Consider the following 12,696-nt stretch of genomic DNA (forward strand, 5'->3'; position numbering starts at 1 on the left):
GTGCCTTGCGGAAGAAAGAGAAAATTAAAAAAAATTTCTACTCATAAAAGAAAGAAAAAAAGAAGAAAAAATAGACATAAGAAAAAAAATAAGTAATTTGTTGCATTGATAGAACTTTTTTCCAGTTGCTTAGTGAGAGGGGCTGGGGCTATTAATATTCAATTATTAGATTGTTAATTATATTTATGTCTTTGCTAAAGATGTATCTTTTAGTTCCCTTATAATTGACCAGGATCCAATTTCCTTTAATTCCATAGCGTTCTGTTTTTTCCAATGTTTTTTCAATTTTTACGATTTCATCTTTTCTAAGTAGGATTTCGTAATCATAATCTAATTCGCTAATTTTCTTGGTGCTTTTGCTAAGAAAAGCATAGTCTTTTATTATTAAACCTGTTTTATTGCTAAAGCCAAGAATGCTGCTTTTGGGTAAGTTCAACTTTTGAATAAGAGGAATTTTGTTGTTTTTATTGCAAGCAAAGAGAATTAAGGATATTAAATATAATGTCTTTGTATTCATAATTTCCTTGATTTTTGTGTAACATACTACTTTAGTATGTTACTATAATAATATAGTATTTTTTAGAATTTTTAAGGATTGTTAATGAAGAAATATCTTTTTTTTATTTTATTTCTCATCTCTTCTAATAATTTAATTGTTTCTTATCCACTTTCTTTTGGTGGAGGTTTTTCTTATCAATTTACTAATTATACCGATAAAACAGGCTTCACTAAATTTGGAGCAAATTTTACTAGGGCTGATCATGGGATTAATTTAAATTTATTTTTTGATGCAAATTATGTGCTTTTTGAAATGTCTTACAAAGAGGCTTTTGTTACTACCCATAATGGGAGATATTTCTCTTTTGGACTTTATGGAACATATCCAATGATTTTCAAAGAACAGATTAGAATGTTGTTTCCATTGATTGGATTTAAATATGCCTTTGATTTGACTTATAATAACCCAAATCTATTTTTTTTAAGCATGGGGCTTGCTGCCGATCTTTTTATTCCCGATTTTGCGGGTTTATACATTAGGCCTTTGTTTATGCTTTCTATCTCTCCATTTTCTAATTATAAAAATTTTTCTGGGTTAACAACTGAGATTATGCTTGGATTTAATATTGGGTGGAGATTTTCTAACTAGGAAGTTTTATTCCTAAATGAAATGGAACATATCGTTCTTGTCCAAAGATGTTTGCAGTGAAGTTTAATTTGTAAGGAGTGTTATTTGATCTTATAACAAGAGTGCTTGATCCCCCCCCATCTAGATTAATGGCGTTAGTCATGCCGTAGCTTAATGCAAAATCAATGGCTTCATTAAGAGAAGCTCCTTTGCTATTGTTAACACCCCTTCCTTCTATTGTGGCAAGAAATAAATACTTGTTATTTTTGTCAGTTCCTATTATTGTTCTTGGGTGCTTTGTTTCTTTGAAGTTTTTTTTATAATTTCCGTTTTTAATTAAAACAAAAAATCCACTAAATCCGTAATCGGAGGTTTTTATTTCGTCTTCTTTGGGGTTTAATATAATTTTATTGTGTTTTATTACAATTTCTCCATAGTTAGTTATTTGTTTTGAAATCATTTTTTTATTATATATGTATAGTCCTTTTGGGAAAAACATGTTTTGTTTAATTTCGTATGGGCTTGTGTTAATCGCAATGTCAACATTATTGGAAATTAAAAAATGGCTTGTTGTCTGTCCTTTAAAATAGTAGTTATTTAGTTTTTTGTCGTAAATAGGTTTTGATATGGTGAATTTTAGATCTTTATTCTCAATTTTTACTAGAACATAATTGCTATTTATGAAATAACCCTTAATAATGTTGTATTTGGCTTTTTTAGTGATTGCTTTGGACAGCATTAGCCCTGATGCAATACTTAAAATCAATATTAGGAGTGTTAATATTTTTTTATTCATTTCTTTTTATTTTATAAGAATAAATGCTTTTGGGATAGTTTGTTAGGATGAAATTTTTAACCTGTATTGCTAATTTTTTATTTTTAAATTTTATGATACTAAATATTTGATAAATTATTTTGACATCTATATTTTTTTCATTATTTAAAATTTTTTTAATTTCTTCTTCATTAATATTATCTTGATTTATTCTTAATTTTAGTGAAATGATTTCGTTTTTTATTTTTGGATTTTTAATCTTTTTTTTGTTTATTTTGTTTAAAAAATTATTAGCTTCTTTATATTTTTTGATTTTTATATAGTATTTTGTAATTAGCAGATAATATTGTTCTAGGTCAAAATTTTTAATTTTATTTATTGTTTCTAATTCTTTTGGCAAGTTATTAGTTAAATCATAAAGCATATATAGCTTTATTAAATTTTCTGTATTTTCTTTATTATTGCTTTGTAATGCAAAAGGAGCAATTGCTGGAAATAATAAAACATAAAAAAAGGATAGCCATTTCATAATTTATTATAAACTTTGATTTAAGAATAATGAAAATAATTTAAAATTATTGTTACTATTACTTTCAACTTTGAATAATACTTGATTATTATCTTTTCTATTATAATAAGGTTTTCAATGTCCAGTTTTTAAAAAAAGTAATTTAATTTTTTGTAAACTTTATTTATTAATTTTTTTATAAAATGTAGCTTTTGTATGTATTCTTCGTTTTCTATTAGGCTTTTTATGCTTTCCATAGATTCTTCTATTGCCATTATGAAATTTTGTTTGGGTTTTAATCGAAAATTTCCAAAGCAATCTGTTTCTAATGCTAAAAAAAGAGCATATTTTTTGGGAGGAGAGCTTATAATCTGCATTGTACACTCTAAAAGATTTTTCATTTTTTCAGGCTCATCAATGTTTACATTGCTTGTTTCATATTTTTTTATAAAGTGCCAATCTTTTCCCATGCCTTTGACTATTTCAATAGTTTCTGAAAATTTTTTATTGTTGAAAATCGTTATATTTTTATGCATCAATTGTATTTTAATTTTTTTCAAATCTTCATTATTTTGATTATTTAATTCGTTTTTTGAAATCATTTCTTTTAGTGTTTCTAGGCTAATTTTTACTACATAAATGTTGTTTTTGTATTCTGCTTTGAAAATTTTTCTTCCTATTTTGATTTCATTGATAATTTTTGTCTGCTTGGCATTTATTATTTGTTTCTCTTTATCAGGCATGTTTTTATTTTTAAGCTCTTCATTGAGGCTAATATCATCAATCCATTCTTTTTTTAAGACTCCAATGGATCTTGCATACATTTTTGTAGTTTCTATAATTTCTCCTGCAACGAAATATTTTACAGAGTCGTTACTAATAAGTGAGCCGGGATGAATTATTACATTTTGAGCTTTGACGGTTTTATATTTCTTTTTTGAGGTTTTAAAGCAAATGTAATCTCTCATTCCTCTCATTATTGATTTTAAATATCCTTCATTATCAAAAACACCTTTTTGTATTATTGGTATATTTAATTTGCTAACAATGTTTTCAAGCTGCATTTGTACATTTACTATCTCTTCAAGGCCTTGTAGGTCTAGATAATTTTCCTTTGTAAAAGCTTCTTTATTCGCGGCTTTTTTAAAATCTTCAAAGATATTAACAAACCCAATTAAATCTCCCATTGGATTTTTATATTTCAAGTGAGCTTGTCTAGCTTCCATTTCTTCATTTTGAGGTAGTAAAAAAATTCCGCTTGTAGATAAAAATGATAGACCTATTGTAGTTTGATAGATTGCTTGTGGATAATTTATCATTGATTCAACCAATGCTCTTGAATGTGCTGGCACTAATGGAAATAGTATCATATATTTCCCAATTTCTGTAAGTTCGTTTTTATTGTTTATAGCATCTAGAGATTTTAATATGTTGCTTGCAGTTTGAATGGAATGTGTTGATGGTTTTGAAATAAAGTCAAAGTGGGTAAAATCTTTGATTCCAATATCTGCCATTCTCAGTATTACCTCAGATAGGTCTGTTCTATATATTTCTTCTTTTTGATAATCTTCTCTTATTTGATAATCTTCTCTTTTGTAAAGTCTATAGCAGGTTCCTTTTGAAATTCTTCCTGCTCTACCAGCTCTTTGGGTAGCTGATGATTTTGAAATTGGAACTTCTTGGAGCGAGTAGGTATGAGTTTTTGTTTGAAATTTGTTGGTTTTAACTTTTCCACTATCGATTACTATTTTAATATTTTCAATTGTGATTGAAGTTTCTGCTATGTTTGTTGATACTATTATTTTTCTTTTATTTTTAGGAGTAGCTATAAATATTTGCTCTTGAGCTTCTTTGGGCATTCGACCGTATAAAGGAAGGATTATTAAATTTTTTTTTGAGTTTAATTCTTGTAATTCTTTTATAGTTTCTTTTATTTCTTTCTCTCCAGATAAAAATATAAGAATATCTCCTGTTTTTTTTTCTTTTATTACATTTAAGACAATTTCTTTTATTTTTAATATCATTCCTTTTGACGTGTTTAAAGGAGGAGGATTGTATATTATTTGTACCGGGTATGTGATAGTTTCGATGCTAACAACCGGTGCATTGTTAAAATATTTTGAAAATACCTTTGTGTTTATTGTAGCAGATGAAACTATGATTTTAAAATCATCCCTTTTTCTTGAAATGTCTTTAATAAGGCCTAATATAAAATCGATGTTTAAACTTCTCTCGTGTGCTTCGTCTATTATGATTACATCATATTCATAAAGCAATGTATCTTTTTTCAGTTCTTGCAGAAGCACTCCGTCTGTCATTAATTTGATTTTGGTTTTTGGGCTTGTAATTTCTTCAAATCTTATTTTGTAACCAACTTCTTCTCCAAGGTTTACACCAATATGTTTGGCAATATATTCAGCTATTGATATTGTAGCTATTCTTCTTGGTTGAGTTACTCCAATTTTTCCTAATTTTGCAAAACCCGCTTCATATATTATTCTTGGTAATTGGGTAGTTTTCCCACTGCCTGTTGGACTTTCAACAATTAAAACATTATTTTTTTCTAATACCCTAATTAATTCATCTTTGTATTTATAAATTGGGAGTTTGAAATCATTCATATTTATAACAAGCTGAATACATATTTCTCATTTATTTCATCAAGACTAATGTTATCAGGCAAATCAATCTTCTTTCTTTTAATTTTAGCATAAAATTTGTCGTTTTTTTTGTAAATATATATTTTGTTGCCGATTTTGTTTTTAGAAAATGCGATCATTTTTACGATTATACCTACTTTATTAGCTCTTTCGTTGAGTAGGCTGATGGCCTTCTCTAGTGTTATGTTATATGCTTTTACATCTTTTTTTAGCGAGCAAGCAATACTTCCGCTTTCAGTTTTAATATAATCCCCAAAAACACCAGTTGCAGCAATGATTTGTTCATTGGTTTGGGGATGTTTGCCAATCGATTTTGGTAGCGAGAGTAATTTTAAAGCAAGATCTAATGTCATGCTTTCAGGATCAATATTTTTAGTTGATGCTTTTTTTGCTTTTATTATTTTTAATTTTTTAGGTTTTCCCTTTTTTGTATATTCTTGAGGAGCATAAGTATCTTCTCCAATTTGTACAATGTTTCCATAAATTGTACTTTTAAAAATTACATTAAGTCCTGTTAAAGGGTCAGTACCTAGTATATTTGGTTTTGACTCTTTTTCATTTATTATTTTTTCTATTTCATCTTTTTTGTACAAATTTTCTAATGGAGTTGTTGTGTTAATTGAATAGTTATGTTCTTTGAATATCAAATAAGGTCCATATTTGCCAATGTTTATTGTGTAATTAATGCTATTATTTTTATTTTTTATGTTTTGACTTTCAATAACAGTTCTAAATTCAGAGGAATTAATTTTAGGTTCTAGTTGCATTACTGTATTTTTTAGTCCTTTTTTACCATTATAGAATTTACTTAAATATTTTATTTTATCTAGCTGTCCTATTGCTATTTTATCTAATTTTTCTTCCATATTGGATGTGAAATTTAGTTCAATTAGTACTGGGAAATATTTCTCAAGAAGATTTATTACAGCAGCTCCTTTTATAGTTGGTATTAATGTGTTGTTAAGTTTGAATGCATACTCTCTTTCTAAAAGTGTCGATATAATTGTAGAATAGGTTGAAGGGCGACCTATTCCTTCTTTTTCCATTTTTTGTACAAGAGATGCTTCTGTGTATCTAAATGGAGCTTTTGTTTCGTGCTCACTTTTTCTCATTTTAACTATAGAAAATATATCTCCTTTTTTTATTAAGTTTAAATTTACATTAAGATATTCATCTTTTTCTTTGGTATGTTTAAGAAATCCATCAAAAATTATTTTTGTAAAACTTGATTTGAAAATTAAGTTTTTATATTTAAAAGTCAGTTTTATATTTTCTTTTATTGCATCTTTCATTCCAGAAATAATGGTTCTATCCCATATTATTTTGTAAATTTCTTTAGCGGTTGTGCTTTCTATTTCTATGTTTTCGTTTGGGATAAACATTTCAGAAGGTCTTATTGCTTCATGTGCATTTTGAGCCATTTTTTCTTTTTCATAAATTCTATCTTCTTTCTCTATATAGTCTTTTCCGTATTTGTGTTTTATTATTTTTATTATTTTGTCTTTTGCAATTTTAGCAATATTATGAGAATCTGTTCTCATATAGGTGATGTATCCGTACTCGTAAAGTTTTTGAGCATGTTGCATGATTTGCTTTGTTCCGATTTTAAGGCGCTTATTTATTTCTTGCTGAAGTGTGGATGTAGTAAATGGCTTTGGAGGTGATGTTTTTATTTTTTTAGTTTCTATTGAGATTAATTCAAGTTTTTGCCCATTTTCTAATTCTTTTTCAAGCTCGACCATTAAATCTTGGGTTATTAATATTGTTTTGGTGCTATTTTTAAGTTTTCCAGTTTCATTTATAAAGTCTTTACCCTCTGCTATATTCTTGCCGTCAATTTCTTCTAATTTTGTTTCAAGCAGCAAATCTTTTTTTTCGTGTTTGCATTGAAGTGAAATTGAATAATAATTTGCTTTTTTAAAATTTATTCTAGTTTTTTCTTTTTCTATTAATAATTTTAATCCAACAGATTGTACTCGTCCAGCAGAAAGTCCATAAGCTATTTTTTTCCAAAGTAGCGGAGATATGGTATATCCGTATAGTCGGTCTAATATTCTTCGAGCTTCTCCAGCATTAACAAGGTTCATGTCTATATTTCTAGTATTTTTTAGTGATTTAGTTATTGCAGTTTCTGTGATTTCATGAAAGATCATACGTTTATAATTTTTAATTTTTAATACTTCTTTTAAGTGAAATGCTATAGTTTCTCCTTCTCTATCTTGGTCGGTTGCAAGATATATTTCATTGGTTGTTTTAACTAATTTTTTTAATTTTGATACAATTGGTTTTTTATTGCCAGGAATAATGTAAATTGGATTAAATCCATTATTATAATCTATAGAAATATTTGCCCATTCGTATTTTTTATATTCTTTGGGAATTTCTTTTGCATTATTTGGTAGATCTACTATATGTCCAATGCATGCTTCTACTAAGAACGAGTCATCAAGAAACTTTTTTATTGTTTTGGCTTTTGTTGGTGATTCAACTATTATCAACTTTTTATTTTGCATAAATTCCTTATGTTTATATATTGTATTATAATATATAAATATAATTTAAGAATTAAAAAAAGTGAGAGTATTTTTGTGAACAATTATAAAATTCTTCATACTTCAGATTGGCATATTGGGAAAAAAATTGAAAATTTTTCAATACTTAAGGAACAAAAAAAATTTTTATCTTTTCTTTTGGAATTTCTTAAAAAAGAAAAAATAGATCTGTTACTTGTTGCTGGAGATGTTTATGATTCCAAGAGGCCTGGGTTTGAAGAGCAAAGATTGGTTAATAATTTTTTTTACGAGCTTTCTTTTACTTCTTGTAAGTGGTGTGTGGTTATTTCTGGAAATCATGATAAAAAAGATTATTTAAGTATCAATAAAAAACTTCTTTCACGGTTTAATTTTTTTTTAATAACAGAATATGATTCTGATGAGCAAATAGTTTTCTTAAAAGATAATGGTGATCTTAAGTTTATTGTTGTTTGTATTCCACATATAAATGAAAGGCTTGTTTTAGGGCAAAATTTTGATAATTTTTTTGAATTAGAAGATCAATCTTCTAGTAAGCTATTTCTTAAAAGCTTAGAGAGTGCTTATAGAAAAAAGATATCAAGTTTATATAATTTATTAAAAAATAAGTATAAAGGAATTCCAAAAATATTAATGGCGCATTCTTTTTTTAGCAGTCGTAAAAAGATTGATACTTTGGGAGGTAGTTATATTATTCCTTTTAATGTTTTTGGAAATGGTTTTTCTTATGTTGCTCTTGGACATGTTCATAAATTTATGAAGCTAAGGGAGAATATTGTTTATTCAGGAGCCCCTATGCAATATTCATTTAATGAGACCCATGATAAATACATAAATGTTTTGCATTTTAATGACAATAAATTGATCTTACAAGAAGCATTTCCAGTGCCGGTTTTTAATAAATTAATCTTTGTTAAAGGTTCTTTAAAAGAAGTTCTTGATTTTTTAACTAATGTTAAAAAAGAAGAGTCTTTTACTATTTATTTAAAAATTGAACTTAATGAGGCTGTTGATACTAGTGCTGAAGAAACCATTTATAATTTAGCAAGGCTTAATTATATGAATTTAGCTTCTATTTCTTATTCTTTATCTTCAAACCAACATTTTCAAGACGATTTCAGCTTTATTGGAGAACATGAAGTGCTTGAAATGGATGAAAAATATTTTTTTGAGAAAAAGTTAAGACGAGATTTTGAAAATGGTGTTATTAAGGATGTAAAATTTAAAGAAGAAGAGCTTATTTCTCTTTTTAACGAGGTTTTAGCTAAAGGATACTTAGGCGAATATGAGGATAAATAAGCTCATATTTAAAAATATTGCTTCATATAAAGGGGAGCATGAATTAAATTTCGATACGCTTTTTTTAAGGCAATCAGGTATTTTTTTGATTTCTGGTAATACTGGATCAGGTAAAAGTACTATTTTAGATTGCATAACTTTAGCGCTATATGCTCGTGTTTATAGACTTGGAAAAAAAATTGTAGATGTTATATCAAAAGGTGAGACTAGTGCTTATGTTAAATTAACATTTACTATTTCTGAAAGGATTTATGAATCTTTTGTTGAGCTTAATGTAAAAAATATAGAGACCCCTAAGAGTATGCTGCTTAGTTGTTTTTTTGATAATAGGATTATTGAGGGCCGAACTGATGTTTTAGAGTATATTAAAAGTCTTTGTAGATTGGACTTTAATCAATTTTGTCAAACTGTAATTTTGCCACAAGGTAATTTCCAAGAATTTTTAACATCAACCCCTAAAGAGAAAGCCGCAATAATTGATAATATTTTTAATTTGAAAAAATATGATAATTTGGAATTCTATTTAAAAAGTGACTTTGAGCGTACAAAGTTTAATATAGATAAATTATTAAATTCTGAATCTTATGAAAAATCAATTCTTGATTATGATGAGAGGGAGTATAAATCCCTTAAGGATTATTTAGATTTAATTGATATTGATCAATTAGAAATTGATCTTAAAAATATTAAAAGAGCCATTTCTTTATGTAATAAGGCAATAGTGTCTAATGAGAGATATTTAGGTTTAGAAATTGAATTATCTTCTTTAGAAAATCAATTGTCTTTTCAGATTGAATATCAAGATTCTTTAGAGATAGATTATGCTCTTCAAAAGAAATTAAAAGAAAATTTGGATTTGGATCGAAAAATTTATTTATGTTCGGATTTTTGGAATTTAAAAAATCTTGTTGTTATGCAAGGCGAATTATTTAATGATAACAGATTACTTGATTTAGAACTTTCAAAAGTGATAAATAATTTAAAAGAAATTGAAGATTTAGATAGTAATAATTTTAATTTTAATTATGTTAAAGAGCTTTATAATAAAAATTGCAATATTTTTAATTTGAAGTTTGTTGAGAATGATTATCAAAGCTTGCTTTTAAGGAAAAATAGTCTTGAAGATGAAAAAAAAGAATTATTGAAGTCTCAAATTAAAAAAAATGATGAGATTAAAAGTATTTCGTCTGAAAAATCTAATTTTAATTTTGACAAGTATGTTTACTATCAAGCATTGAAATTGCTTAAAACTTTTAACGATGAGTTGATTTCAAAATATAAAGATAAGTTAGAATTTTTATTAAAATCCGCTGGCAAAGAAAGTTTTGATGAAAGTAAAGAAAAAAATATTAAAATTAATTTGTATAAAGAGCTGTTGAAGTGCCTGGATGATAAAAATTTTTCTATTGAGAATGATAAAAAGAAACTAAAATATATTGAAATTGAATATAAAAATTATCAACATAAAGATAAATTAACAGTTTGTAGTTTAAAAGAGCTTTATGTTTTAAATTCAAAACTTCATTTATTACAAAATCAAATTGATGAGCTTAAATATCAGCTATCTTGTATGCAAGAAGAAATATCTAAACAAAAAATTAATGCTTTGGAGTTTGAAAAAAATAATGCTGAAATTTTAAGATTGATTGGAAAAAATTTATTTGATAAATACATAAATTATTTTGATAGAGAAAAAATTTTAGCATTTGAGAATAAATTGAAAAAGCTTGAACAATTCAAGATTAAGAAAAAAGATTTAAAAATTGAGATTTCTTTAAAAGATAAAAAGTTTAATCAAAATCTTTTAAAGATCAAAGGTTTATCATTAAAACTTAATTTAAATTTAAGTTTTAATGACTATTCTTCTTTAGAAAGAGAGTTTAACGTTATTTTGGCTAGGCAGAAAAGTATAGAAAATGAATGGAATACGCTTGTTTTGAATCTTAAAAATTTAGAAGATTTAAAAATTAAAACCGAAACTCAAATTAAATTTATAAAGGAATCTATATTAACTTTAAAGTCGAGGTTAAATGAAGAGCAAAATAGTTTTATTAATATAGTTTCAACTTTAAAAAATGTTTTTTGTAGTTCATTTTCTTTTGAGTCAGAAATTGTTTTAGAACACATTAATAAGAATAGTCTACGCTTCTTGCAACAATTGAGCTTGTCAATTAGTTCTAAGCTTGAATTTTTATCTAGAGGGTTAGAAAAGTATAAAATAAAGTTTTTAAATTTTCAAGCTCTTCAAAAAAAGATTGATCAACAAAAAATTAATTTAGAGATGCTAAGAGAAGAATTAAATCTTGCTAAAGAAAGGAAAGATAAGTTAGATGTTTTAAGGAAGGTGGTTGTTAGATCATCTGGATTAAAATATTATGTTCAAACTTTTTTGATTAATGATATTTTAAGACTGGCAAATGAGAAGTATTTAAGGTGGATTTTTCCTGATTTTGAGCTTAAAACTAACAAAGAGAGCAAGGAGTTTGATTTCTTAATTGAAGACAAAAAAGATGTTAATAAAATAAGAACGGTAAAAACTTTGTCTGGGGGTGAGAAATTTCTTGTATCTTTAGCTTTGTCTTTGGCGTTATCTGATAAAATAAGAGATAGTGAGCTGAAAATAGAAGCTTTTTTCCTAGATGAAGGGTTTGGGAATCTTGATGAGGATACTTTGGCTCAAGTTATGCCTAAGCTTTCTAAGTTTCAAATAATGACCGGACGGCAAATTGGCATAATTTCTCATGTATCTTATTTGAAGGAGATGATTAAAGCACAAATAGTTATAAACAAGATTTCTAAAATTTCTTATATTACTATGGAAAATTTATGATCATTTATGTAGAATTAGATTTTAAGGATAAATATGAAACGTTATTTAGCAATTGATGTTGGTGGAACTAGTACTAAGTATTCGCTAGCAGATTCAAGCGGTGGTTTTTTTGATAAAAATGAAATAAGTACAGGTGCTACTTCTGACGAACAAGTAAATATTTTAGTTAATCTTATTAATTCTTACAAAGAATCAAGCGATATAGCTGGGGTTGCAATTTGTATTCCTGGGTTTGTTGATCTTCAGGGAAATGTTATTAGAGTAAATGCTATTTCTGGCTTTGTTAATTATCCTTTAAAAGAAAAATTAGAATCTTTAACTGGAATAAATGTAGAGATTGAGAATGATGCTAATTGTGTAGCTTTAGCAGAAAAATTTAAGGGAAATGCTGTTGGTTCTAATGATTTTATTGCTATAACTCTTGGCACAGGAATTGGTGCTGGAATTTTTACAAATGGTAAACTTTTGAGAGGAAATTCTTTTATGTCTGGAGAGGTCGGGTTTATGATTACTAGAGGCATTAGCAATAATATTCCTTTTAATTGTAGATGGGAATCCATTTCTTCTGTTTTAGCCTTAAGAAAAAGAGTCGCTATGCGCTTAGAAAAGCCTTTAAAGGAGGTTTCAGGAGAATATGTTTTTGATCTTGCTGAGAATGGAAATATTCATGCCAAAAATGAAGTTGACAGATTTTTTGAGAATTTATCATTTGGCATTTTTAACTTAACTTTTATTTTAAATCCTGAAAAAATTTTGATTGGAGGAGGAATAAGTGCAAGGCCTGATCTAATAGATAGAATATATGAAAAATTAGAAAATTTATGGTCTTTAGAAATGGCTTTTATTAATGATAATAATATAAAAAATCTTGTAACACTTGAGCCTACTAAATTTAATAATGAATCTGGTAAAATTGGAGCTTTATATCATTATTTTACTTGCAAAAAGTAAAATAATGTCTTTTTTT

The 12,696-nt window shown here is 26.6% G+C and carries 9 protein-coding genes; 4 read left to right on the plus strand and 5 right to left on the minus strand.

Annotation, left to right across the window (positions count from 1 at the left end):
- Nucleotides 1–151 precede the first annotated feature (151 nt).
- Nucleotides 152–517 carry a hypothetical protein gene (locus HNP68_RS02070; protein WP_183219923.1) on the minus strand — a complete coding sequence of 122 codons (366 nt, stop codon included), beginning with the start codon at nucleotides 515–517 and terminating at the stop codon, nucleotides 152–154.
- Nucleotides 518–601: 84 nt separating this feature from the next.
- Between HNP68_RS02070 and HNP68_RS02075 the strand changes: the two genes are divergently transcribed.
- Nucleotides 602–1,147 carry a hypothetical protein gene (locus tag HNP68_RS02075; RefSeq protein WP_183219925.1) on the plus strand — a complete coding sequence of 182 codons (546 nt, stop codon included), beginning with the start codon at nucleotides 602–604 and terminating at the stop codon, nucleotides 1,145–1,147.
- On the opposite strand, the gene HNP68_RS02080 is transcribed toward HNP68_RS02075, so the two are convergent.
- The 4 genes from HNP68_RS02080 to topA all read right to left on the minus strand — a co-directional run bounded on the left by HNP68_RS02080 (nucleotide 1,140) and on the right by topA (nucleotide 7,582).
- Nucleotides 1,140–1,922, minus strand: coding sequence for a phosphodiester glycosidase family protein (locus HNP68_RS02080; protein ID WP_183219927.1), 783 nt, complete (start codon nucleotides 1,920–1,922; stop codon nucleotides 1,140–1,142). The two genes, HNP68_RS02075 and HNP68_RS02080, sit on opposite strands and share 8 nt — an antisense overlap.
- Nucleotides 1,915–2,430 (minus strand): hypothetical protein, encoded by a 516-nt coding sequence (locus HNP68_RS02085; protein WP_183219929.1) that lies wholly within the window; start codon nucleotides 2,428–2,430, stop codon nucleotides 1,915–1,917. Before HNP68_RS02085 ends, HNP68_RS02080 begins: the two co-directional genes overlap by 8 nt.
- A 128-nt stretch (nucleotides 2,431–2,558) precedes the next feature.
- Entirely contained in the window at nucleotides 2,559–5,030 is a 2,472-nt protein-coding gene (locus HNP68_RS02090) for an ATP-dependent RNA helicase (RefSeq protein WP_183219932.1), read from the minus strand.
- A gap of 2 nt (nucleotides 5,031–5,032) precedes the next feature.
- On the minus strand, nucleotides 5,033–7,582 hold the full coding sequence (topA, locus tag HNP68_RS02095; RefSeq protein ID WP_183219934.1) for a type I DNA topoisomerase: 2,550 nt from the start codon (nucleotides 7,580–7,582) through the stop codon (nucleotides 5,033–5,035).
- Nucleotides 7,583–7,657: 75 nt separating this feature from the next.
- Here topA and HNP68_RS02100 point away from each other — a divergent pair, with 75 nt between their 5' ends.
- The 3 genes from HNP68_RS02100 to HNP68_RS02110 are packed head-to-tail and all read left to right on the plus strand — an operon-like array spanning nucleotide 7,658 to nucleotide 12,680.
- On the plus strand, nucleotides 7,658–8,899 hold the full coding sequence (locus HNP68_RS02100) for an exonuclease SbcCD subunit D (RefSeq protein ID WP_183219935.1): 1,242 nt from the start codon (nucleotides 7,658–7,660) through the stop codon (nucleotides 8,897–8,899).
- Nucleotides 8,886–11,729, plus strand: a complete 2,844-nt coding sequence (locus HNP68_RS02105; protein WP_183219937.1) for an AAA family ATPase — start codon at nucleotides 8,886–8,888, stop codon at nucleotides 11,727–11,729. The genes HNP68_RS02100 and HNP68_RS02105 overlap by 14 nt, the downstream gene beginning before the upstream one ends.
- Nucleotides 11,730–11,762: 33 nt before the next feature.
- Nucleotides 11,763–12,680, plus strand: coding sequence for an ROK family protein (locus HNP68_RS02110; protein WP_183219940.1), 918 nt, complete (start codon nucleotides 11,763–11,765; stop codon nucleotides 12,678–12,680).
- Nucleotides 12,681–12,696: the final 16 nt, after the last annotated feature.

It is taken from the genome of Borreliella yangtzensis (genome assembly GCF_014201775.1).
Classification (GTDB): domain Bacteria; phylum Spirochaetota; class Spirochaetia; order Borreliales; family Borreliaceae; genus Borreliella; species Borreliella yangtzensis.